Origin of the sequence: Nonomuraea sp. NPDC049625, assembly GCF_040675285.1 — a bacterium.
In the GTDB taxonomy this organism is placed as follows: domain Bacteria; phylum Actinomycetota; class Actinomycetes; order Streptosporangiales; family Streptosporangiaceae; genus Nonomuraea; species Nonomuraea angiospora_A.
The window spans coordinates 1-23646 of record NZ_JBFAOQ010000026.1; the positions used below are offsets into that span (position 1 = coordinate 1).

The 23646-nt window shown below is 70.8% G+C and carries 14 protein-coding genes and 1 pseudogene; 8 read left to right on the forward strand and 7 right to left on the reverse strand.

The features are described 5' to 3' along the window. The 4 genes and pseudogenes from AB0J87_RS57885 to AB0J87_RS57900 form a co-directional block, all read left to right on the forward strand. A pseudogene (locus AB0J87_RS57885) lies at window positions 1-301 on the forward strand (alkaline phosphatase family protein); the annotation flags it as partial. Continuing rightward, window positions 298-1443: an ROK family protein gene (locus AB0J87_RS57890; RefSeq protein ID WP_363983595.1), complete on the forward strand. Its 1146-nt coding sequence runs from the start codon at window positions 298-300 to the stop codon at window positions 1441-1443. The pseudogene AB0J87_RS57885 and the gene AB0J87_RS57890, both read left to right, overlap by 4 nt. A gap of 223 nt (window positions 1444-1666) precedes the next feature. After that, window positions 1667-2980 (forward strand): ricin-type beta-trefoil lectin domain protein, encoded by a 1314-nt coding sequence (locus AB0J87_RS57895; RefSeq protein WP_363983597.1) that lies wholly within the window; start codon window positions 1667-1669, stop codon window positions 2978-2980. Next, entirely contained in the window at window positions 2980-5118 is a 2139-nt protein-coding gene (locus tag AB0J87_RS57900; RefSeq protein WP_363983599.1) for an RICIN domain-containing protein, read from the forward strand. Before AB0J87_RS57895 ends, AB0J87_RS57900 begins: the two co-directional genes overlap by 1 nt. A 52-nt stretch (window positions 5119-5170) precedes the next feature. Here AB0J87_RS57900 and AB0J87_RS57905 read toward each other — a convergent pair whose 3' ends face one another. The 3 genes from AB0J87_RS57905 to AB0J87_RS57915 form a co-directional block, all read right to left on the reverse strand. After that, window positions 5171-6112, reverse strand: a complete 942-nt coding sequence (locus tag AB0J87_RS57905) for a hypothetical protein (protein WP_363983601.1) — start codon at window positions 6110-6112, stop codon at window positions 5171-5173. A gap of 270 nt (window positions 6113-6382) precedes the next feature. Further along, window positions 6383-8137 (reverse strand): non-ribosomal peptide synthetase, encoded by a 1755-nt coding sequence (locus AB0J87_RS57910; protein WP_363983603.1) that lies wholly within the window; start codon window positions 8135-8137, stop codon window positions 6383-6385. Between the two features lie 19 nt (window positions 8138-8156). Continuing rightward, window positions 8157-8888 carry a thioesterase domain-containing protein gene (locus AB0J87_RS57915; RefSeq protein WP_363983605.1) on the reverse strand — a complete coding sequence of 244 codons (732 nt, stop codon included), beginning with the start codon at window positions 8886-8888 and terminating at the stop codon, window positions 8157-8159. Between the two features lie 136 nt (window positions 8889-9024). Between AB0J87_RS57915 and AB0J87_RS57920 the strand changes: the two genes are divergently transcribed. Continuing rightward, complete coding sequence (locus AB0J87_RS57920; protein WP_363983607.1) at window positions 9025-10248, forward strand: cytochrome P450; 1224 nt, start codon at window positions 9025-9027, stop codon at window positions 10246-10248. An 8-nt stretch (window positions 10249-10256) separates the two neighbouring features. Here the strand turns inward: AB0J87_RS57920 and AB0J87_RS57925 are convergent, their stop codons facing one another. Genes AB0J87_RS57925 through AB0J87_RS57935 form a run of 3 tightly spaced genes read right to left on the reverse strand, consistent with a single transcriptional unit; the run spans window position 10257 to window position 14435 of the window. Then, window positions 10257-12041 (reverse strand): non-ribosomal peptide synthetase, encoded by a 1785-nt coding sequence (locus AB0J87_RS57925; RefSeq protein WP_363983609.1) that lies wholly within the window; start codon window positions 12039-12041, stop codon window positions 10257-10259. A 16-nt stretch (window positions 12042-12057) separates the two neighbouring features. Beyond that, window positions 12058-13683 (reverse strand): PhpK family radical SAM P-methyltransferase, encoded by a 1626-nt coding sequence (locus AB0J87_RS57930; protein ID WP_363983611.1) that lies wholly within the window; start codon window positions 13681-13683, stop codon window positions 12058-12060. Next, window positions 13680-14435: a DUF2306 domain-containing protein gene (locus tag AB0J87_RS57935; RefSeq protein ID WP_363983613.1), complete on the reverse strand. Its 756-nt coding sequence runs from the start codon at window positions 14433-14435 to the stop codon at window positions 13680-13682. The genes AB0J87_RS57930 and AB0J87_RS57935 overlap by 4 nt, the downstream gene beginning before the upstream one ends. A 111-nt stretch (window positions 14436-14546) precedes the next feature. On the opposite strand from AB0J87_RS57935, the gene AB0J87_RS57940 reads away from it, so the two are divergent. Beyond that, a complete protein-coding gene (locus AB0J87_RS57940; protein WP_363983615.1) occupies window positions 14547-15392 on the forward strand; it encodes a BTAD domain-containing putative transcriptional regulator in 846 nt (281 codons plus the stop codon). Here the strand turns inward: AB0J87_RS57940 and AB0J87_RS57945 are convergent. Continuing rightward, window positions 15389-16597, reverse strand: a complete 1209-nt coding sequence (locus AB0J87_RS57945; protein ID WP_363983617.1) for a cytochrome P450 — start codon at window positions 16595-16597, stop codon at window positions 15389-15391. The genes AB0J87_RS57940 and AB0J87_RS57945 overlap by 4 nt on opposite strands. A gap of 152 nt (window positions 16598-16749) precedes the next feature. Between AB0J87_RS57945 and AB0J87_RS57950 the strand changes: the two genes are divergently transcribed. Both AB0J87_RS57950 and AB0J87_RS57955 read left to right on the forward strand, forming a co-directional pair. Beyond that, window positions 16750-18108 carry an MFS transporter gene (locus AB0J87_RS57950; protein WP_363983619.1) on the forward strand — a complete coding sequence of 453 codons (1359 nt, stop codon included), beginning with the start codon at window positions 16750-16752 and terminating at the stop codon, window positions 18106-18108. Next, window positions 18105-23645, forward strand: coding sequence for an amino acid adenylation domain-containing protein (locus AB0J87_RS57955; protein WP_363983621.1), 5541 nt, complete (start codon window positions 18105-18107; stop codon window positions 23643-23645). The genes AB0J87_RS57950 and AB0J87_RS57955 overlap by 4 nt, the downstream gene beginning before the upstream one ends. The last annotated feature ends 1 nt before the right edge of the window (window position 23646 follow it).

A 23646-nucleotide genomic window follows, 5' to 3' on the forward strand; every position in this document is an offset into this window, starting at 1 on the left:
AGACATCCACCGCAAACCCGGCTACGACCCCGCCGAACTGTTCATGAACCCACGTGACCCCTTCGTCAAACTCCGCGCCGCCACCGCACTGGCCAAGAAGAAACTGGGCTTCCGCTACACGATGCCAGTGGTGCCACTCGACCCGGCACCGGTCCGGGGCAGCCACGGCCGCCTGCCCGACAGCCCCGACGACGGCCCGCTGCTCATCGGCCCCTTCGACCGCGACCGCTACGACGCGACCGAGGTCAAGGACCTGCTGGCCGGCCTGGTGAGGAAGGGGAGCCTAGACTTCACCCTATGATCCGGCCGCAGCGGGGGACGTCGCGTGACGTGCGGCGTACCAACAGGGCCGTGCTGCTGCGCACGCTCTTCTTCGACGGCGAGCGCAGCAGGTTCGAGCTCGCCCAGGCGACCGGCCTGAGCCCCGCCACGGTGAGCAACGTCGTCACCGGCCTGCTGTCCGACGGGATCGCCGTCGAGGTGGGCAGGGTCGAGTCGGACGGCGGCCGGCCGCGCGTCCAGCTCCGCGTCAACGCCCACCACGCCTACGCGGTCGGCGTCGAGGTGGGGGAGACCCGCGTCGGCGTGGAGTTGTTCGACCTGTCCATGACGCCACGGGCCAAGGCCGAGACCCCGTTGCGCCCAGGACGGCACGCTCCCGACCTGGTGGCCGGCCACATCCGCGAAGGCGTCGCCGCGGTGATCGCGCAGGCGGGCGTGGACCCCGGCCGCGTCCTCGGCGTCGGAGTCGGCGTTCCCGGCATGGTGCGGGGTTCGGTCGTCGACTCGCCGACGTTCGGCTGGAGCGGGGTACGGCTGGCCGACATGCTCCCCGGCCTGCCCGTGTTCGTCGACAACGGCGCCATGACGCTGGGCCTGGCCGAGCACTGGTTCGGCGCGGGACGGGGCAGCGACTACATGATCATGGTGTTGATCGGCAGCGGGGTCGGCGCCTGCATCATCACCGACGGCATCACCGTCCGAGGCGTGTCCGGTGGGGCGGGGGAGTGGGGCCACACCACGGTGATCGCCGACGGCCGCCCCTGCCGCTGCGGTGCGCGCGGTTGTCTGGAGGCCTACGTCGGCGCCGAGTCGGTCCTCGCCAGGGCGGGGATCGACCTGGCGGGCGTCGAGGAGGAGAGCGCCTTCGCGGCGTTGCTGGCCGACCCGGGCGCGCGTCCCCTGTTCGACGAGGCCGTCGGCCACCTGGGCGCGGGGCTGGCGAGCCTGATCAACCTGCTCAATCCCGAGCGCATCGTGCTGGGCGGCTGGGCGGGGCTGCTGCTCGCCCGCGACCACCTGCCCGCGATCGTGACGGCCACGGAGCGCTCCGTGCTGCGCTGTTCCTACGACCGCGTCGCGATCGGGGCCGCTCACCTGGGGTCGGAGGGCGTCAAGCTCGGCGCCGCCATCCTGGTGGTGGATCAGTTCCTGGGCGCCTGAGGGCTTGTTTTCCTGCCTGATTCAAGAGCCGCACGTAGCCTCCGTCAACCCTTAAATTAAGTATTGACGCTCTTGTAAGGTCACCGTAAGGTCACCATGAGGTCACGACCGTGGATTTCTCTTAGCCATGGTGCTCACCCACGCCGGCGGCCGGCCGCCGGCGTACACCCCCCCACAGAAGGTGACACCCCCCATGAAAAGACGAGGAATCATCCTCGCGTCCGTGACGGCGTTAGCCGTGGCGGGCCTCGCCTCCCCGGCCTCGGCCGCCACCGGCCAGATCACCGGCTACGGCGGCAAGTGCGTCGACGTCGCCGGCGCCAACAGCGCCAACGGCACCCAGGTCCAGCTCTGGACCTGCAACGGCACCACCGCCCAGTCGTGGACCACGCAGTCCGACGGCACGATCCGCGCACTCGGCAAGTGCCTGGACGTGGCGGGCGCGAGCAGCGCCGACGGCGCCAAGGTGCAGATCTACGACTGCAACGGCACTGCCGCGCAGCAGTGGACGGCCGCCTCCGACGGCACCCTGCGAGCGCTCGGCAAGTGCCTGGACGCCACCAACGTCAGCTCGGCCGACGGCACACCCCTGCAGATCTGGAGCTGCGGCACCGGCGCCAACCAGAAGTGGACGCTGCCCTCCGGCGGCGGCACCCCCAGTCCCGGCAAGCTGCCCGGCGCCCCGTACCTCTACATGGGGTGGGGGAGCCCGCCCAACCCGGGCACGGTCATGGACGCGACCGGCGTGAAGTCCTTCACGATGGCCTTCATCCTGTCCGGCGGCGGCTGCACGCCACGCTGGGACGGCTCGCGTGCGCTGACGGGCGGTGCCGACCAGCAGGCGATCAACACGATCAAGTCCAAGGGCGGCAGCGTCCAGATCTCCTTCGGCGGCTGGTCGGGCAACAAGCTCGGCCCCAACTGCGCCACGCCCGAGGCGTACGCGGGCGCCGTGCAGCAGGTCATCAACGCCCTGGGACCCGCGGCCGTCGACTTCGACATCGAGAACACCGACGAGTACGAGAACTACACCGTCCAGGACCGCATACTCAACGGCCTCAAGATCGTCAAGGCGAACAACCCGAACGTCAAGGTGGTCGTCACCTTCGGCACCTCCACCAGCGGCCCGGCCGGCGCGGGCACCCGGCTGATCAACCGGTCGAAGGAGCTCGGCGTCCCGATCGACAACTACACGATCATGCCGTTCGACTTCGGCGGCGGGTCCAACATGTACCAGAGCACGGTCAACGCGGCCGAAGGGCTGAAGAACGCCCTGAAGTCGGCGTTCGGCTGGTCGGACGCCACGGCGTACGCGCACATGGGCATCTCCGGCATGAACGGCCTGTCCGACCAGTCGGAGGTCACCTCGGTCGCCACCTGGACCCAGATCCGCGACTACGCCAACTCCCATGGCCTGACCAGGCTCGCCTTCTGGTCGGTCAACCGCGACCGCCCCTGCTCCGGAGGCCTGTCCGAGACCTGCAGCGGCGTCTCCCAGAACGCCTGGGACTTCACCCGGCTGACGGCGGGGTTCTGATGCGTGCCCTCGTCGTCCTCGTGCTGGTCGCGGCCGGGTTCGTCCTCATGCCGGTCGCGCAGGCAGCCGTCCCCACCGGCCTGACCACCGTGGTCGCCAAGCACAGCGGCAAGTGCGTCGACGCCCGCGGCGCCGCCACCGCCAACGGCACCGCCGTCCAGCAGTACGCGTGCAACGGCAGCGGGGCGCAGCTCTGGCAGTTCCAGGCCACCGGCGACGGCTACTACCGGGTCAACAGCTCGCTCAACGCCGCGCAGGCCTGGGATGTGACCGGTGTCTCGACCGCCGACAGCGCGCCGGTCCAGCTGTGGGCCTACGGCGGCGGCAACAACCAGCAGTGGCTGCCGGTGGAGGAGTCCGGCGGCACGTACCACCTGGTCAACAGGAACAGCGGCAAGTGCCTCGACGTGTCGGGCGCCTCCACGGCCGACAGCGTGCAACTGCAGCAGTACGCCTGCAACGGCACGGCGGCGCAGTCGTTCACCCTGTCGGGCGGCGGCGGTGGCGGCCCCGATCCCGACCTGGGGCCGAACGTGCGCGTCTTCGACCCGTCGATGCCCGCGTCCACCATCCAGTCGCAGCTCAACTCGGTGTTCGGCCAGCAGCAGTCCAACCAGTTCGGGTCCAACCGGTACGCGCTGCTGTTCAAGCCGGGCACCTACAACGTGGACGTCAACGTCGGCTTCTACACTCAGGTCCTCGGCCTGGGACAGACACCGGACGCGGTGACGATCAACGGGGCCGTGCACGCCGAGGCCGACTGGTTCGGCGGCAACGCCACGCAGAACTTCTGGCGCTCCGCCGAGAACCTCTCGGTCACCCCGGCGGGCGGCACGGACCGGTGGGCGGTCTCGCAGGCGGCGCCGTACCGGCGCATGCATGTGCGCGGAAACCTGCAGTTGGACGACGGCGGCTGGTCGAGCGGCGGGTGGATCTCCGACTCGCGGATCGACGGTCAGGTCAGGTCCGGGTCGCAGCAGCAGTGGATCTCCCGCAACTCGGCCTTCGGGTCCTGGAGCGGGTCGAACTGGAACATGACCTTCGTCGGGGTGTCCGGCGCGCCGGGCAACACCTTCCCCAGCCCGCCGTACACGACGGTGGGGCAGACGCCGGTGGTACGGGAGAAGCCGTTCCTCTACATCGACGCGGCGGGGGCCTACCAGGTGTTCGTGCCCGCGCTGAAGTCGAACTCCGCCGGGGTGTCGTGGCCGGGAGCGGGCACGTCGCTGCCGATCAGCCAGTTCTTCGTCGTCAAGCCGGGCAACACCGCCGGTGACATCAACGCGGCACTGGCCGCGGGCAAGAACCTGCTGGTCACGCCGGGCGTCTACCATCTGAACGACACGATCAGGGTCACCAGGGCCGACACCGTGGTGCTCGGTCTCGGGTTGGCGACGTTCGTACCCGACAACGGCATCACGGCGATGACCGTCGCCGACGTGGACGGCGTCAAGGTCGCCGGGCTGCTGATCGACGCCGGGACCGTGAACTCGGCGACGCTCATGCAGGTCGGTCCGGCGGGCTCGGCGTCCTCGCACGCGGCCAACCCCACCTCGCTGCACGACGTCTTCTTCCGCGTCGGCGGCGCCGGGGTGGGCAAGGCGTCACAGAGCCTGGTGATCAACAGCGACGACGTGATCGGTGATCACACCTGGATCTGGCGGGCCGACCACGGCAGCGGCGTCGGGTGGAACACCAACACGACCGTCAACGGGCTCGTCGTCAACGGCGACAACGTGACGTTCTACGGGCTGTTCGTCGAGCACTACCACCAGTACCAGGTCATCTGGAACGGCAACGGCGGGCGGACCTACTTCTTCCAGAACGAGATGCCCTACGACCCGCCCAACCAGGCGTCCTGGATGAACGGCTCCACCCGTGGCTGGGCCGCCTACAAGGTCGCCGCTTCGGTCACCTCGCATGAGGCCTGGGGGCTGGGCAGCTACTGCTACTTCAGCGCCAACCCCGGGGTGGTGGCCGACAGGGCCTTCGAGGTGCCGAACACGCCGGGGGTCCGCTTCCACCACATGGTGACGGTCTCCCTGGGCGGCACCGGAACCATCGCCCACGTCATCAATTCCACGGGAGGCCCGAGCAACTCCTCCACAAACGTCGCAAACCTCACCGAATACCCATAACCCACCGACGCGTCCTCCCCCTTTGCCGAAAGAGGGAGGACGCGTCCGCGCGTTACTGGGCCTGCTGGTCGTACAGGCCGTCCATCATCCGCAGGAGCGGCGCGGGGTACGAGCCCTCACCCTCGTCGCTGAACTCTCCCCCGTACGACGCCTGCCAGTCGCCGGTCGAGGTGTTCCGGATGGAGGTATGGCTCAGCGTGCCGCCGTCGGCGTTCGAGCCGTAGAGAGCCCAATGGTGGGCAGTGCGCTTGTTGGTCGCCGAGTCGGAGCTGACCGTGTCATCGTGCTTCGAGGCGAGGAAGGTGTAGTCCGTGCCCATCTGGGAGAGCGGCTGCTTTCCCAGCCAGCTGATGAAGCCGCTGCCCGGACGCATGTCGCTGCACTGCTCGTGGGTGATGGCGCACGCGGTCACCACCGCGCTGCCGATGCCCTGGTGTGGCGTGGCGAACGTGACCATGTCCTCGATGTACAGGAATGGGGGCCAGGCTCTGGGCCACACGGTGGCGCCGAGGTTGTTCGGATCGACCGTCAGCCCGCTCAGGTCGGGCGGCGGCTTGCCCACGCCGTACCGGTTGACGCCTTCGATGGCCGCCTTCGCGACCAGACCGCCCATGGAGTGCGTGACGACGTCGATCGCCACGTCCTTGCTGGAGTACAGGTAGTAGACGGTCCACGCGAACTGGCGGCCGACCTCCTGGATGCGCGTGTCGGTGGTCCCCTGGAGCCTGAGGTCGCAGTTGGTGGCCTTGTTGTAGTAGCCGAAGGTGACGACGTCGCCCCAACCGTTGGCGTTCAGCACCTGCTTGGCGCTGTTCCATGCGCCGGAGCAGCTGATGTCGGCCTCACGGTCGAACCCGTGGACCATGACGGTGACCCGGTGTCCGTTGCCGCGCGCGGGCGCGGCTGACGCGGCGGGTGCGGTGGCGATCAGGGTGGTGGCGACTATGGCCCCGACCAAGGGCAGGGCAAAACGGGATCTGGCTAATCTGTGCATCCACGGTCTCCGTTTCCGTTGGGCCGGAGGCAGAGTAGCGCGCAGACGATCATTCTGTGAATGAGTTGAACCTTCGGCATTCCGCCGTTCACGCGGGCTCGCAACCGAGCGGGCGCGCGAGCCGGTCGTTCGTGGATGCGGGCGCTTTCCCTCCTCGATGAGACGTGAGTGTCCGCACACAGACGCTTCGCTGACGCAGGCGATGGGCTCGGGCTTGCGGCCTTGCCGGGGTGCGGGCCGGCTCGCGCACGGGCGGACCGGCAAGCACCATCAGGCGACGGAGGGTCTGGTCTGGTCGATGACCTTGGCGAGGTCCTCGACCACGCTGTTCTCGAAGACCACCTCAGGTGGAAGGTCGGTCTTGAGGTCGCGGCGGATGCGCATGCGGCCGCGCGCGGCGAGGAGGGAGTGGCCGCCGAGGCCGAAGAAGTCGTCGTGGACGCTGATCGACTCCACGCGGAGCAGTTCCTCCCAGAGCTGGACGAGGTAGCGCTCGGTGGCGGTGCGCGGAGGTTCGTAGGTGCGCCGCCGCCGGGAGCGGTCCTCGGCGGCCTCGCGCAGCCGCGCCCAGTCCCGTTTGCCGTGCGCGTCCAGCGGCATGGAGTCCAGGACGACGAACTCGGCGGGGACGTAGGCGGCGGGCAGACGCTCGGTGAGGAAGGCGCGCACGCCGACGGGTGAGAACTCCTCGGCCACGGGGATGACGAAGGCGACCAGGCGCAGGTCGCCGGGCTCTCCTACCGCCGTCACCGCGACCTCGCCCACGTGCGGGTGCTGGTAGAAGGTGCGTTCGATCTCGGCGGGCTCGACCCGGTGGCCGGAGATCTTGACCTGGCTGTCGACGCGGCCGAGGTATTCGAGGGCTCCGTCGGCACCGGTACGCACCAGGTCCCCGGTGGCGTACATGCGGGTGCCGTTCGCGGCGAACGGGTCGGCGACGAAGCGTTGCGCCGTGAGTCCGGGCTGGTCCAGGTAGCCGCGTCCCACGGCGGCGCCGCCGACGTACAGCTCACCGGTGGAGGCGGGGGCGAGCCGATCGTCCAGGACGTACAGACGCGCTGACGCGGTCGAACGGCCGATGGGGACCCGGGTGCAGTCGTCGGGGAGCTCCTGGACACGCTGGGCGGTGCAGGCCACGGTGGCCTCGGTCGGGCCGTACAGGTTGAGCAGGTCCCCGGAGAAGCCTCCGGCCCGCAGCTCGCGGCAGGTGTCGGCGAGCAGCACGTCGCCGCCCGAGCACAGGACCCGCAGGGAGGCGAACGCCTCGCGGTCGTGGCGGGCGACCTGGTTGAGCGCGATGGCGGGAGCCAGCATCGCGGTGACGCGGTGCCGCCGGAGTTGCCGCCGCAGGTCGGCGCCGATGAGGTCGGCGAAGGCGGGCATCACGACCAGGTCCGCGGCGCCGGCCATGCTACGCAGCAGTTCGAAGGTGAAGGTGTCGAAGGACAGGTTCGACGCCTGCGCCATCCGGTCGCCGGGGCCGACCGTGGGGAGGGCGGTGTCCGTGGCGAAGGCGACCATGTGGCGGTGTTCCAGCACGACGCCTTTGGGCTGACCGGTGGATCCGGAGGTGAACAGGACGCAGGCCGCGCTCTGCGGGGCGACGTGTGCCGCCGGACCCGAAGCGGGCGGCAGGACGCGCCAGTCCAGCTCGGCCACCTCCACGGGCAGGCCGGCCGGCCGCCTGGTCGTGCCGGGATCGGTGAGCAGCAGGCGCAGGCGGCCGGCCTTCACCATCTGCTCGCGCCGCAACCTGGGATAGCTGACGTCGATCGGCACGTACGCCGCTCCCGCGCGCAGCACACCGAGCACCGTCACCACGGCGCCGACGCCACGCGGCAGGTGGACGCCGATCCGGTCCTCCTCCCGCACGCCGAGCCTGACCAGTTCGTGCGCGACGGCGTCCGCCCGCTCGGCCAGTTCCGCGTAGCTGAGGCTGGTCTCTTCGTCGCTGACGGCGGGCAGATCCGGATGGGTTCCGACGGTTCTGGCGAGAAGCTCGGGAATCGTCGCGGGTGCAGACACGGCGCTCATCCTCTTCGCATCAGTAGTCGAGATCTTCCTCGATGACCTTCCTGAGCCCGGTGGCACCTGCCAGGAAGTTCAGCGGATCCCCGGGAAGCAGGTGGACGCGTGTCTCGCCGTACTCCTGCCACTCGGCCAGGTCGTCCGGTCCCACGTCGAGGTCGTCCGCCCAGCCGATGGCGCTGATCGGCACGCCGATCGCCTTGGCCGGCGGCGCGTAGTCCAGGCACATCCGCACGTCCTGCCGCAGGACCCGCACCGACAACGACACCAGCTCGTCCGGGATGGCCCCGTCGCCGAGGTCTCCTGCGACGCGCCGGAGCTCCGCGGCGATGCGGTGGTCGGACATCCACGGGTGGTAGTAGCCGTAGAAACCCCGGCTCGGCGTCAGGGACGCCGACACGAACAGCCGCTCGGGCGCCCGGACGCCGATCTCCATGGCGCGGGTGGCGAACGCGTGCGCCAGCAGCGCGCCCATGCAGTGGCCGACGAGCGCGTACGGCCGCGCCAGGTAGGGCAGGAGCGCCTCGACGGCGTCCTTGGCGAACGTCTCGAAGTCGCGGTACGGATCTTCCTTGATCCGGTACTCCCGGCCGGGAAGCTGCACGGGATGGACCTCGGCCTCCCCGATCCGCCCGGGCCAGCGCCGCAGCGAGGACGCGCCAGAGCCGGCGTAGGGGAAGGCGAACAGCAGCGGCCCGTCTCCGGCCGACGGCTCCTGCAGCAGCCAGCGCGTGGATGGTCGGCGCACATGCCCTCCAGAAGTCTCGACTGCCGACTGACGCTAGCCGGGAGGGGTTAGCCGCCGGTTACGCGGAAGAGGCGTAACCGGCGGCTAACCACGCCGGGGCATAGTCGGGAGCACGTGCGAACCGGAGGTGTCCCAGGTGCTGCCCGTACTCGACCCGGACCAGGTGGAGTCCCTGGACCTGACCTCGCCGACGATCCATGCCGAGGGTGACCTGTCGGCGGTGTGGCGGCGCCTGCGGTCGGAGCACCCGCTCTACTGGCACCCGCCGAGGGGCGGCAACCCGGGCTTCTGGGTCGTCACCCGGCACGCGGACGCCGTCAGCGTCTTCCGCGACGGCCGGCGTTTCACCTCGACGTCGGGCAACGTGCTGGAGACCCTGCTCGTGGGCGGCGACTCCGCCACGGGCAAGATGCTCGCGGTGACCGACGGCCCCCGCCACACGGAAGTACGCCGCATCATCACCGGCGCGCTGACCCCGGCCGTGTTCGACCGGCTGGCGCGGCGGATCGAGGATCAGGTGCGGCGGCTCGTGGCGAACGCGCTGGAGCGCGAGGACTGCGACTTCGGCGACGACGTGGCCGCCCAGGTGCCGCTGGCCACGATCTGCGACACGCTCGCCGTGCCCGACTCCGACCGCGCCTACATCCACCGGCTCGGCTCCACCTCGGTCAGCTCGCACGGCCCCGCCCACACCTCGGCCGACGGCTGGAACTCCAAGAACGAGATCCTCGCCTACTTCATCGAGCTCGCGGAGGAGCGGCGTGGCGGCGACGCCGATGACCTGGTCAGCATCCTGGCCAACGCCCACGTCAAGGGGCGGCCGCTCGGCACCGACGAGATCGTCTTCAACTGCTACAGCCTCATCCTGGGCGGCGACGAGACGACCCGGCTGGCGATGACCGGCGCGGTCCTCGCGCTGGCCGAGAACCAGGATCAGTGGCGGGCGCTGCGCGCGGGTGAGGTTGGGCTGGACAGCGCGGTCGAGGAGGTGCTGCGCTGGACGACGCCGTCGCGGCATCTCGGCCGGCTGGCGGCGGAACCGGCGGACCTCGGTGGCGGCCGGGTCGAGGCGGGAGACATCGTCACGGTGTGGCTGGCTTCGGCCAACTTCGACGAGCGGGAGTTCGCCCGTTCCGAGCGGTTCCTCCTGGATCGCACGCCGAACCGGCACCTGACCTTCGCCTACGGGCCGCACTTCTGCCTGGGCGCGCGGCTGGGCCGCATCCAGCTCGCGGCGACCCTGGCCGCCCTTCGTGACCTGGTCGGCGAGATCGAGGTGACCGGCACCCCCCGGCGCGTCTATTCCAACTTCCTCGGCGGCACCTGCAACCTGCCGGTCAGGCTCACCTCGTCCGGTTAGAGGTCCGGCTAGGCGTCCAAGTAGGCGTCCAGGTAGGCGGCGAGGTCGCCCAGGACGGGGTGCTGGAAGACCGTCACCATCGGGATCGCCGGGACGCCTTTGCGGCGCAGGTGCGCGACCAGCCGGATGGCCAGCAGCGACTGGCCGCCGAGCTCGAAGAAGTTGTCGTCCACGCCGACGCGCTCGATCTCCAGCACATCGCGCCACGCGTCGGCGACGAGCCGCTCGGTCGGGCTCATCGGCGCCGCCTCAGCGGAGCTCTCCTGCCGCACCGGGGGCGGCAGCGCGCCGCGGTCCACCTTGCCGCTGCCGGTCAGCGGGAAACGATCAAGCCCGACGAGTACGGCAGGCAGCATGTACTCGGGCAGGTAAGCGGCGGCTGCGCGCCGTACCAGATCGGCGTCGAACGAGCCCGCGCGCTCGAGCCTGCAGTAGCCGATGAGACCCGCGCCGCCCGGCATGTCGTCGCGGACCATCGCGACCGCCTGGACCACGCCCGGGCAGCGGCTCAGCACCGCCTCCACCTCACCCAGCTCGATCCGGTACCCGCGCAGCTTCACCTGGTCGTCCACGCGGCCGACGAACTCCAGCCGCCCGTCGGGGCCGATCCGCGCCCGGTCGCCGGTCCGGTACATGCGCGTGCCGTCGCCGGCGATCACGTCGGCGACGAACCGCTGCGCGGTCAGCGCCGGAGCGCCGGCGTAGCCGCGGGACACGCCGTCGCCGGCCACGTAGATCTCACCGTCGACGCCGGGGCCGACCGGCCTCAGCTTCTCGTCGAGCAGGTGGATGCGGACCCCGGGCAGGGGCTCGCCCAGGTGCGGCCCGGACGTGTGGTCGATCGGCGCCCACGTGGCGTCGACCGTGCATTCGGTCGGGCCGTACAGGTTGACCGGCGTCAGGACCCCGGCGGCCAGCCGGCTCCACAACGCGGGCGCGACGGCCTCCCCGCCGACGAGCAGCCGCAGGGGCGGCCCCTCGGCGCGTTCGGTCAGGTGGTCGAGCAGCGACACCAGGTGGGACGGCGTGATGTCGAGCTCGTCCAGCCGCTCCTCGGCGATGAGCGCCGCCAGCGCCTGAGGGTCGCCGCGCACCTGGTCGTCCACGAGCACGACGGTGTCGCCCCGGCACAACCGTGACCACTGCTGTACGGAGGCGTCGAACGACGGGCTGGCGTTCCACCCGATCCTGGCCGGCCCCGGCCCGGCGACGTGCGCCAGCTTGTCCACGAGCGCGGCCAGCGACCCATGCGTGACCTCGACGCCTTTCGGCCGCCCGGTCGAGCCCGAGGTGTAGATGACGTAGGCCCGGTCTCCGGGCAGGATCGGGGCGCGGCCCGGGACCGCTCCGGCGGCGACGCGAGCACAGGTGTCCACCGTCAGGACCTGCCGGCCGAGGGCGGGCGAGACGCGGCGGCGGGTGACGGGATCGGACAGGACCAGCTCCGCGCCCGCCTGCCGGCACATGTAGCGCAGCCGGTCGATGGGCAGCGCCGGATCCAGCGGCAGGTAGGCGCCTCCGGCGCGCAACGTGCCGAGCAGGGCGGCCGCGAGGTCGATCCCGCGCGGCAGCAGCAGCCCGACCAGGGACTCGGCGCCGATGCCGCGCCTGATCAGCCCGGCCGCGATCGCGGCGCTGCGAGCGGCGAGCTCTCCGTAGGTCAGCACGCCGCCCCGGTGGACGATCGCCGGACGGTCCGGGCAGGCGGCGGCCGTCTGCTCGAATCGGCTGACCACCGTACGCGGGCCCGGGGCCGCCGGGTCGGTCGTGTCGGCAGGCGCGGGCAAGGTCATGCGGTTCTCCCGGGCGTCAGTAGCTGAACTTGGCCGGCGCCACGTCCAGCACGGCCACGCTTTCGGCGAATCGCCGCTCCAGGGCGGCCAGGCGCTCCGGGTCGCCGCCCCGGTCGCGCACCCCCATGAGTTCCTGGCTCGTCCGCAGGAGCCCCATGAGCTCCCGAACGCTCACGCCCTTGCCGTCCAGGTAGGGCAGCGACCAGAAGTCGAAGTCGTACAAGGGCAGCCACACCGACTCGGTGACGCGGTCGAGCATCTCGTCGGTGAGGTCGGCGGCCTGCGAGGAGGTCATGCTGAAGTGCGACCACTTGTAGCCCTCTCCCTCGATGCCCAGCAGTTCCTTCTGCTGGTAGATCGGCGAGCGGGGGTTGGCCCACCAGGCCTGGGCCCGCCACAGGTCGGGGGCGGTCTCGTTGAGGAAGTCGATGGTGTTGCCGACGGTCTTCTCGGTCTCGCCGGGGAATCCGACGATGATCGAGGCGAAGGTGGTCACGCCACGTTCCTTGAGCCTGGCGATGCCGGCGCGGTACTGGCTGTCCTGCGCGAGCTTGTGCATGTTGGCCAGCACGTCGCTGTCGCCGGACTCGATGCCCAGGAAGACGCCGGAGCAGCCGCTGGCGGCGGCCAGGTCGAACGACTCCTCGTCGCGGGCGTTGGAGCAGCGGAAGTAGGAGTACCACCGCAGGCCGAGATCCTCGTCGATCATCATCTGGCAGAGCTGCTTGAACCGCTTCGGCGGCACGTTGAACGTGTCGTCCACGAAGACCACGTTGCGGACGCCGAGCTCGGCCAGCGCGCGAAGCTCCTTGCGCACCGTCTCCACCGAGGCCGTGGTGAGCGCCCCGGCGCGGGTCGGGTAGTCGCAGAAGCTGCACTTGAACGCGCAACTGCGCGCGGTGCGGAGCTGCGCGGTCGGGCCGATGAGGTCCGGGCTGAAGCCGGCCCAGTCGATCGAGCATTCGTCCAGATCGTTGGCCTCCGGGCGGCGCCTGGTGCGCACCCAGGTGTCCTCGGGGCAGTGGATCAGGTTGTCCACGCCGGACAGGTCGCCGCCGGCGCGTACGGCCTGGCAGAGCTGGCCCAGGCTGTGCTCACCCTGCGATTCCTGGATGTAGGAGTCGGCGCCCATGGCGAAGAAGAAGTCCTGGACGGCGCCGTTCACGCCGGACTGGCACAGGTTGTCGATGAGCGGGCCGCCGACCACGATGTGGCTGGTCGGCGACATCTGGCGGATGTACTCGACGACCGGGCCGACCGGCAGGATGTTGACGTAGAAGGTGGTCGTGATGGCGACGACGGCGGGCCGTTCCGCCAGCAGCGCCGCCAGCCGGTCGCGCTCGCCGGTGAACAGCGAGACGGGCTCGGCGCGCAGGCCGCGCCTGCGCAGGTAGCTGGTCAGGTAGAGCGCCGCCAGGTTGAACACCTCACCGACGTGGTATCTGTCGGCCCGGCCGGTGCCGCGGTTCCTGAGCCGGCTGAACGCGTCCAGCCACGGCATCGCCGTACCGTCGACCACCAGGTGCTCGGCGCGCATGATCTGGTATTCCGGCGTGCCGGGACCGGCCCGCTCGCACATGACCCGGTAGTCGTCGAAGTCGCCCTCGTTGTATCCGATCACCACGCAGTCGAGCTCGCTCATGCCGTCTCCCGTACGGTGTGGCGCTGTTCACGGTCCAGCCACCACTCGATGAAGATGAAGGCGAGCGTCCATGGCAGCCAGGTGACGCTCGCCGAGACCGCCTGTTCCAGGGCGTGCTTGTCGCCGCCGAACGTCGTGTCGAGCTGGTTGGCGAGGATCATCCCGATCGGGAAGCCGAGGAGCCGGTTGAAGATGATCGAGATGGTGAGGGTGAAGCTGCGCAACATCCACCGGCGGTGTTCGGCGTAGCGGCCCCGGCGGGCGTTCACGAAGCCGAAGGTCGTGACGGTGAACCACAACGACGCCAGCACGATGTCGCTCAGCGCGCTGACCGGGCCGAACCCCCACAGCACCGAGATCACCACCGCGGCCGTCGCGGCAGGCCACACGCCGGCGACGACGTAGGCCCGGCCGACGACGCGGTGCACGCGGGGGTGCCTGCGGCGCAGCCACGGCCACACCTGGAAGACACAGCCGACCATGGCCACCGTGGCGCCGAGTATGTGCGTCATGAGCACGGGGAAGAACCACGGCTGTTCGTCCGGCGAGATCCTGCCCACCTTCGGGTTGAAGGCGAGGTAACGCGGAATGGACAGGCTCACGAATATCGTGACGGCGATCGCGAGCACGCCGAGGGCGATGCGGCCACCGAGCCGCCGCCGACGGGGCCGGGCTGCGCGGCTGGGATGACCGTCCCGCTCCTGACCGTCGGTCTGTGCCGCGCTGACGGGCGATTGCGGTACGGATGGCATACGCACAGGATGAACTGCGGCCCCGTTTCCCAGGCATCCCTTCTTCATGTGACATCACCGGCCGCCGCACCCGCGGGTAGCTTCGAGTCCCCGGAGAGACGGGGAGAAGACGTGGAAGAACGCATCTCTGTCCGCACGTTCGGCACGTTCGAGCTGGCGTTCGACGGCCGCCCGGTGGGACGGTGGAAGGCGGGCAAGGCCCGCAACCTGCTGCAGTTCCTCCTCCTGCGGCAGGGGCGGATCGTCTCGCGCGATGCGCTGTACGACGCGTTGTGGCCGGACGGTCCATGGCCCAAGGGCTCCAGCTCGCTCAAGGTCGCCGCGCACATGCTCAGGAAGGTCCTGGACGGGCAGCCGGAGGGCGGCCCGGGGCTGCGCCTGCTCACCCGCGAGTCCGGCTACCTCCTGGAGGCGGCCGGCGTGCCGCTCGACTTCGAGCTCTTCATCCGCCTGGCCGACGAGGCGCACGCGGCGCAACGGCGCGGCGGCCGGGCGGAGGCGGCGGCGCTCTACCTGCGCGCCGACGGGTTGTACGCGGGCGACTTCCTGCCGGACGAACCGTATGAGTGGGCGGTGGCGCAGCGGGTGTGGCTGCGCAGCAGGCTGCTGTGCGGACTGACCTACCTGGCGGAGACGAACATCCTGCGCGGCGACCACGTCGGCGTCATCAGGTGGTGCCAGCGGATGCTGGAGGTGGAGCCGTTCCACGAGGAGGCGTTCCGGGCGCTGATGCTGGTCCACGGCCATCTCGGGCAGCTTGAGCAGGTGCAGCGCTGGTACCGGCTGTGCGACGTACGGCTGCGCCGGCACCTGCAGACGGCTCCGGACCTGGCCACCCGGCGGCTCTACGCCCGTGCGGCGCACGGCGCGTTCACCGGGCGGGCCATCGATCCCCGGCTGTGGCAGCACGAGCTGCAGCCGGACGGCCACACCTCGCTGCTGCGCTCGACCGCCTAGGCCGCCACCTCGACCGGCAGATGTTTGATGCCGAGCATGAAGTTCGAGGCCAGCCGTTCGATCTTCCCGCTCGGCGTGAAGCGCAGGCGGCGCCGTACCAGTTCCTCCACCAGCAGCGTGATCTCCATCCAGGCCGCCGACATGCCCACGCAGCGGTGGTTGGCGACGCCGAAGGCCAGGTGGTGGTTGGGGGCGCGGCCGAGGTCGAGCCGGTCGGCGTGGGGGAAGGCGCTCTCGTCGCGATTGGCGGAGGAGTTCCACAACGTCAGCGTCTGCCCGGCGGATATCCGGATCCCGCGCAGGGTCACGTCCTTCGTGGCGGTCCTGCGCACGTAGGCGTTGGTCGAGGTCCACCGGAAGAACTCGTCCACCGCCGTACGGACCAGGCTCGGGTCGTCGTGCAGGCGGCGTTCCTCCTCCGGGTGGCCGATCAGCGTCTCGACGATCGCCGAGGCGGTGAACGGGGTGGTCTCGTTGCCGCCGACGGCCACGTTGAGCGCGTTGTAGAGGATCTGGCTCTCGGTCAGGCCGCGCCCGTTCGTCTCGGCGGCGAGCAGGATGCTGACCAGGTCCTCGCCGGGCTCGGCCCGGCGCCGGTCGAGCAGCTCGGTGAGGAAGTCGAAGATCTCCACCTGGGCGCCGACCAGGGTCAGGGCCTCGCCGCTGTCCCTGACGTACTCCTCGTCGCGGAAGCCGATCATCGTGCGGGTGAGGTGGAGAAGGTGGAGCGCGTCGGCGCGGCCGATCCCGAACATCGCGGCGAGGAGACCGGCGGGCAGCGTGGGGGCGACGTCGGTGGCGAAGTCGCCGCCGCCGTCGGCGGTGAGGCGGTCGAGCGCGTCGGTGAGGTACGCGCGCACGTGCTCGGCGGCCGCGTGCATCATCCGCTTGTCGAACGCCTTGTGCACGTGGTGGCGCAGCAGCCGGTGCTCGGGCGGGTCGGAGCAGATGAGCATCTGCCCGGTCGCGGTGTCGGTCGCGCTGCGGAACGAGCCGCCGAGCACGGTGCCGTCCTTGGAGGAGAACGCCGCCGGGTCCCGGTAGACCGCGCTCACGTCCGCGTACGTGGTCAGGGCCCAGTAGCCGCCGTCGGCGGTGGCGTTCCAGTAGACCGGCGCGTGCTCGCGCAGCCACGCCCAGGCGGCGTACGGATCGCCGGACACGAACAGGTCGAGATCGTCGAGGTCGATGAGCGCTGTCGCCATGGCGGCGAGGGTAGGCGGCGGCGGTTGGCCGCCGGTTACGCGCGCCGGAAAGCGACGGGTGTGTCCCCTGAAGTGGGGAGGTGATGGCGGCTGCCGGATCCACGAGCATGGGCGCGTGCGACGGCCATCGACGGCGGACGGAGCGATCGCTCATGCGTAGGTTCACCACACTCTGGGTGGGTTATCTGGTCTCGGTGCTCGGCTCCTCGCTCACCAGCCTCGCGCTCGGCGTGTGGGTGTTCCAGCGGACGGGCTCGGCCACCCAGTACGGGCTGATCATCGTCATGAGCTTCCTGCCGGGCATCCTGGCGACGCCGGTCGCCGGGGCGCTCGTGGACCGCTGGAGCCGGCGCGGCATCCTGGGAGTGAGCAACGCGCTGTCCGCGGTCACGATCTTCGCGCTGGCGGCGTTGTTCCTGAGCGGGACGCTCCAGCCGTGGCACATCTTCATCGTCGTCGGCATCCAGTCGCTCCTGCGCGCGCTGACGGCGCCGACCATGAACTCCATCGTCATCCTGCTCGTGCCGAAGGAGCAGGTCGGCCGCGCGAACGGGATGGTGCTCCTGGCCCAGGCCCTCGGCGGCACCCTGGGCTTCGCCGCGGGCGGCGTGCTGCTGATGGGCGTCGGGCTCGGCGGCGTCCTCCTGATCGACTGCGCCTCCTTCGTCGTCAACATGCTGGCCGTGCTGCTCGTCTCCATCCCGCACCGGCGCAGGTCCGAAGGCGGTTCGACGGGCGGGGACGGCCTCGGCGCCGAGATCCGGCAGGGCTGGCGCTACCTGTCGGCCCGCCGCGGCCTGCTGGCGCTCGTCGTCCTGTACGGCACGGTCGGCGTCGCGGTCGCCCCCGCCGACGTGCTGATCACGCCGGTGGTCCTCTCCTACTCCTCTGCCGAAGCGCTCGGCGTGGTGCTGGCGGCCGCGGGAGTCGGCGCCGTGGTGGGCAGTCTGGTGCTGGCCGCCTGGGGCGGGCCGCGCCGCCGCATCCACGCGCTGGCCGGCCTCACGCTGCCGATCGGCGCGTTCATGTGCCTGGGAGTGGTACGGCCCAGCGTCGTCCTGATCATGATCGCGGCCTTCGGCTACTCGCTGTTCTCCACGATCGTCGACGGCACGGCCAGAGGCATCCTCCAGGTCGAGGTCGAGCCGGACATCCAGGGCCGGGTGTTCGCCCTGTTCAACATGGTCGCCAACACGGTCCAGTGTGTGGCCTTCGCGCTCGCCGGTCCGCTGGCCGACCAGGTCTTCGAGCCGCTTCTGCGGAACGGCGGGCCGCTCACCGGCTCGGTGGGGACGTTCTTCGGGGTGGGACCGGGCCGGGGGACCGCCCTGCTCATCCTGTTCTGCGGCCTGGCCGTGATCGTGACGGCGCTGGTCGCCTACCGGCAGCCCGACCTGCGTGCCCTGCCCGACCGGCCCACCGGCGGCGCGAAGAAGGCGGCGGCGAAAGACGAGCCCGATCCACCAGCAATGGCTCTTGCGCGGGAACGCGCGGATGGAGAGACCTCATGACCGACCTGCAAAGCCGGATCGCAGCTCTCTCACCGGAGCAGAGGGCGAAGTTGGAGTCACGGGTCGCGGACCTGCTGGCGACCCGCGAGCCCGCCCGCGAGGAGCGGATCCGGCCACGCGATCGTTCCCTCCCCACCCCGCTGGGCATCGCGCAGCAGCGGGAATGGGCCATCGAGCGGCTCCGGTCGGCCAACAACATCAACAGCGCCTTCCGCATCGAGGGCAGGCTCGACCTCGGCCTGCTCGGCAGCGTGCTGACGGAGGTCGTCGAGCGCCACGAGGTGCTGCGCTCCACGGTGGAGCTCCAGGAGGACGGCACGCCTGTGCAGGTCGTCCATCCCACCGGTCCCGTGCCCACTCCCGTGCTGGACCTGACGCACGTCGCGCCCCAGGACCAGCGCGCGGCGGTGCGGCGGCACTGCAAGGCCGAGATCATGCGTCCCTTCGACCCCCGCGACCCGCACCGGTTGCGGGTCACGCTGCTGCGCCTGGCCGAGGACCTGCACGTCGTGCTGTTCACCACCGACCACGCCGCCTCGGACGCGTGGTCGTTGTCGATCATCGTGCGCGAGCTCGTCACCCTGTACGGCTTGAAGAAGAACGGCGGCGGCACGCTGCCCGCCCCCGGCATCCAGTTCGGCGACTTCGCCGCCTGGCAACGCCGGCAGTTCGACGACCAGAGGGTGGCCGCCGAGCTGGAGCACTGGCGGCGGACGCTCGACGGCATCGAGACGCCGCCCGAGCTGCCCGCCGACCGGCCGTATCCGGCGCGGCCGTCGTTCGCCGGCGACGTCCACATCGTGAACCTGCCGGCGGAGCTCACCGCCGCGCTCGGCGCCTTCAGTGAACGCGAGAACGCCCCGCTGGTCTCCATCCTGCTGGCAGGGTGCTCCATCCTCCTCCACCACTACCTCGAACAGGACGACCTGGTCGTCGGCTCACTGGTGTCCGGCCGCAACCGGCTGGAGACCGAGCAGGTCATCGGCTGCTTCGCCAACCCGCTCCCGCTGCGCGTGCGGCTGACCGGCGAGCTCACGCTGCGCGAGGTCGTCCGGAGGGCACGCGAGTCCATGGCCGTCGCCATGGACCACCAGGACGTGCCTTTCGAGCGCGTGATCGAGCTGCTGGACCTGGGCCGGGAGGCGTCGCAGACCTCGCTGAGCCGGTTGTGGATCAACGTCCTCACCGTGCCCGGCGAGACCCTGGAGGTTCCCGACCTGCGGATCAAGCCGGAGCCGATCGACCTCGGGCTGGTGTCGGTCGACCTCACCCTGTCGGCCATCCCGAGTCCCGAGTCGCTGCAGCTCCAGTGGCACTACATGACCGAGCTGTTCGACAGGGAGACCATCGTCCTGCTGGCAGGGCAGTTCGAGGAGATCCTGCGGCAGCTCGTCGCCGTGCCCGACGCGGCGGTGCGGCAGCTGACGCTGATCGCCGCCCCGGTGGCACCCGTCCGGCCGCAGACCTCGGACGCCGGCTTCGTCGAGTTGTTCCAGCGCCGGGTCACGCTCGCGCCGAACGCGCCCGCCGTCGTCTGCGACGGGGTCGCGACCAGCTACGGCGACCTCAACCGGGCCGCCAACCGGCTGGCGCGGGAGCTGCGGGCCAGGGGTGTGGGCCGGGAGACTCCCGTCGCCATCCTGGTGGAGCGTTCCCCCGAGCTGGCCGTGGCGATCCTCGGCGTGCTCAAGGCCGGCGGCGTCTATGTCCCCCTCGACCCGTCGTATCCGCCCGAGCGCATCTCCTTCATGCTCGCCGACGCGGGTGCGAAGGTCCTGATCACGCAGGTACGGCTCGCGCCGCTCGTGACCGACCCGCCCGCCGCAACCGTCCTCCTCGACGGCCCCGCGACCGGCGAACACGCCGACCACGACCTGGACGACCCGCCGGACCTCGCCTCGCTGGCCTACGTCGTCTACACCTCGGGCTCGACCGGGCGGCCCAAGGGCGCCATGATCGACCACGGCTCGCTGGTGACGTTCGCCCGCGACATCATGGAGCGCCTCGGGCTCGGCGCCGGCGACAGGTTCCTGCAGTTCGCCTCGCCGAGCTTCGACGTGCTGGTGGAGGAACTGTTCCCGATCTGGCTGGCCGGCGGCGCGGTGGTCATCCCGACCCAGCACCTGATCAGCGGCGAGGCCGACCTGGTGGATCTCGTCGAACGCGAGCGGCTCACCGTGATGGAGCTGCCGACTGCGTACTGGCACGAGTGGGTACGCGAACTCGACCGGCTGGGCCGGATGCTCCCGAGCTGCCTGCGCCTGGTGATCATCGGCGGGGAGCGGGTCCTGCCCGAACGGCTGGCCATGTGGCCGCGGCTCGGCGTGCCGCTGATGCACGTCTACGGGCTGACGGAGACCACGGTCAGCTCGACCTTCTTCCGCCTCGACCCGGGCGAGAGCTTCGCCTGGCCGAACCTGCCGATCGGCACCCCGATCCCCTCGGCCGACCTGCGCATCCTCAACAGCAGACTCGCGCCGGTGCCGACGGGCGGCGTCGGCGAGCTGTACATCGGCGGGGTCAGCCTGGCCCGCGGTTACCTCGGCCGCCCCGGCCTGACCGCGCAGCGTTTCGTCGCCGACCCCGCGCACCCCGGCGAGCGCCTCTACCGCACCGGCGACCTGGTCCGACAGCGCCCCGACGGGAACCTCGAGTTCGTCTCCCGCGTCGACACGCAGATCAAGATCCGCGGCTTCCGGGTGGAGCCCGCGGAGATCGAGTCGGTGCTCAGCGGGCATCCGCAGGTCGGCGAGTCCGTCGTGGCCCTCTACGAGCCCGTGCCCGGCGACCGCCGCCTGATCGCCTACTTCGTCCCGGCACGCGCGGAAGCCGCGCCGACCCTCACCGAGCTGCGCCGCTACCTCGAACGCGGACTGCCCGCCTACATGGTGCCCTCGACGCTCGTGGAGCTCGACGCGCTTCCCCTCAGCGCCAACGGCAAGCTCGACCGCAAGCGCCTGCCCGCGCCGGACGGCGGCAGGCCCGAACTGATCGAGGACTACGTCGCGCCGAGCACGCCGCTGCAGCGGAGGCTGGCCGACATCGTGGCCACGGTCGTCGGCGTGGACAAGGTCGGCATCTACGACAACTTCTTCGAGCTCGGCGGCGACTCCATCCAGGCCATCCAGGTCGTGGCCAGAGCCCAGGAGGACGGGATCGGGCTGTCGCCACTCGACTTCTTCGAGCAGCCGACGATCGCGCTGCTGGCACAGGCGGCCACGGACGCCAGCCCGGACCGGATCGTCCGGCCACGGCCGCCGGACGCCGAGCCGGTGCTCTCCTTCGACCAGGAACGCCTGTGGCTGGAACACCAGCTTCGGCCCAAGACCGCCTACCACGTCGGCGGCCGCTACCGCCTCGCCGGCCCGCTCCAGGTGGACGTGCTGGAGGCCAGCATCCGCGCGATCGTGGCGCGTCACGAGGTGCTGCGCACCACGTTCCCCGTCGTGGACGGCCGGCCGGTGCCCGTGGTCGGCGAGGTGGGCGACTGGCGGCTCGACGTGGTGGACCTCTCCGCCGCCGAGGACGGCTTCGAGATCGGCAAGTGCATGCTGGACGAGCAGTTCAGCGCCGCCTTCGACCTGGCCGAGGGCCCGCTGTTCAAGTGCACGCTGGTCCGGCTGAGCGACACCGAGCACCTGCTCAACATCACCTCGCACCACGTCGTCTCGGACAACTGGTCGATCGGCCTGTTCGGGCGGGAGCTGCTGGCGCTGTACGAGTCGGGCGGGGACCTGGCGCGGGCGGGCCTGCCCGACCTCCCCGTCCAGTACCGCGACTTCGCCGTCTGGCAGCGCGAACGCCTGACCGGGGACGCGCTCGCGGAAAAGGTCGAGTACTGGCGCGGCCACCTGGCCGGAGCGCCACCCGCGATCACCATGCCGAACGCGCCGCTGAACCTCGGAGCCGGGGGCGGGCGCAGCATGCTGAAGATGACCGACGAGCAGACGGTCGCGCTGCACGAGCTGTGCCGCCGCCTCGGCGTCACTCCGTTCATGCTGGTGCTGGCGTGCCTGGCGACGGTGCTGCGGCGCTGGTCCGGCCAGTCCGACATCGTGATCGGGACCTCCGTGAGCGGGCGGACCGACGTCGCGCTGGAGAACCTGATCGGCTGCTTCATCAACACCATGCCGCTCCACCTCGACCTGTCGGGCGACCCGGACTTCACCGAGCTGCTGCGGCGGGCCCGCCAGGTGTCGGTGGACGGCTACACGCACTCGGACACGCCGTTCGACGTGCTGGTGAAGGAACTGCAGGTGCCCCGAGACCCGCGCAGGACGCCGATCTTCCAGGTGGTCCTGAACGTGTTCGACCTGCCGCCGATCCGGCGCATCGGCGACGTCGGCCTCGAGGTGATGCCGCTGCCGGAGCTGTTGAGCAGCTTCGACCTCGTCTTCACCGCGCTGGAGGCGTTCGGGGCCTTCCAGCTCCGGCTGGAGTACGACGCCGAACGGTACCAGGCGCCGATGATGGACGCGCTGCTGGAGCACCTGCGCACGATGCTCAACGCGGTGGTACGCGATTCGGGCAAGGGGATCCTCGACTATCCGCTGGAGGAGGCGGCCGAGGTCACGCCTGGCGAGCGGGTGCTTCCCGCGCCGCACCTGGCGGTGGTGCGGCAGGGCCGTACCTCTGAGCGGGTCGCGGTGGCGGACCGGGACGGCGAGTGGAGCTACGGATGGCTCGCCGCGGCGGCCGAGCACTTCGCGCGGGCGCTTCCCGACGCGGAGAGGATCAGCATCGTCAGGCGGCCCACGGCGGCGTTCGTGGCGGCGGTCCTCGGATGCGTGCGGGCGGGAGCGGCGTTCGGCATGGACGCGGCCGGCGCGCAGGGACCGGCGGTGCTCGACGTGGGTGAAGGCCCGCTCGACCTCGGCGATCTCGGCGGCGCTGCCGAGGGTCTTGACGACCTCGCGGCGGCGGACCGGCGGGACTGGGCGGCCGAGCGGTTCGGGCTCCGCGGTGACGACCGGTTCGCGGCGGTGTCGAGCAACCCCGCCCATCTGGTGTCGGCGATGACGAGCGCGTTCCACGCCGGAGCGACGCTGGTCGTGCCGGACCGCTCGTTCACCGGGGATCTCGACGGCCTCATGGCATGGCTGAAGGAGAACTCGGTCAGCGTCGCCTACGTCGACGCGCCGCTCCTGCGCACCATCGCCGCGGGCGGGAACATGACGGAGCTGCCGGGGTTGCGGTGCGTGTTCGTGGACAACTCGGGCGATCTCATCTCCCACGACCTGGACGCGCTGCGGGGGCTGTCGCCGGACTGTCAGTACGTGGCGGTCTACCGGATGGGCCTCGACGGGCGGCCGCTGGCCGCGTACGCGGTGCCCTACGACTGGCAGCTCGACGCGGCGCCGCTGCGGGTGCCGCTCGGCGCGCCGCTCGACGACCTGCCCGCGCGGTTGCTGCACCCGTCGGGACAGCCGGCCGCGACCGGCGAGGTCGCCGAGATCTGCTTCGGCGACTACCACACCAGCGACCTGGGCCGCCGCTGGGCGGACGGGACGCTGGAGTTCGTCGGCAAGCTCCGCTGAG

Bases quoted from the DNA above. Each gene is read 5' to 3' on its own strand.
- AB0J87_RS57905 (WP_363983601.1), bottom strand. From the start codon at position 6,112: ATGCACAGATTAGCCAGATCCCGTTTTGCCCTGCCCTTGGTCGGGGCC.
- AB0J87_RS57955 (WP_363983621.1), top strand. From the start codon at position 18,105: ATGACCGACCTGCAAAGCCGGATCGCAGCTCTCTCACCGGAGCAGAGG.
- AB0J87_RS57930 (WP_363983611.1), bottom strand. From the start codon at position 13,683: ATGAGCGAGCTCGACTGCGTGGTGATCGGATACAACGAGGGCGACTTC.
- AB0J87_RS57925 (WP_363983609.1), bottom strand. From the start codon at position 12,041: ATGACCTTGCCCGCGCCTGCCGACACGACCGACCCGGCGGCCCCGGGC.
- AB0J87_RS57935 (WP_363983613.1), bottom strand. From the start codon at position 14,435: ATGCCATCCGTACCGCAATCGCCCGTCAGCGCGGCACAGACCGACGGT.
- AB0J87_RS57900 (WP_363983599.1), top strand. From the start codon at position 2,980: ATGCGTGCCCTCGTCGTCCTCGTGCTGGTCGCGGCCGGGTTCGTCCTC.
- AB0J87_RS57890 (WP_363983595.1), top strand. From the start codon at position 298: ATGATCCGGCCGCAGCGGGGGACGTCGCGTGACGTGCGGCGTACCAAC.
- AB0J87_RS57945 (WP_363983617.1), bottom strand. From the start codon at position 16,597: ATGGCGACAGCGCTCATCGACCTCGACGATCTCGACCTGTTCGTGTCC.
- AB0J87_RS57950 (WP_363983619.1), top strand. From the start codon at position 16,750: ATGCGTAGGTTCACCACACTCTGGGTGGGTTATCTGGTCTCGGTGCTC.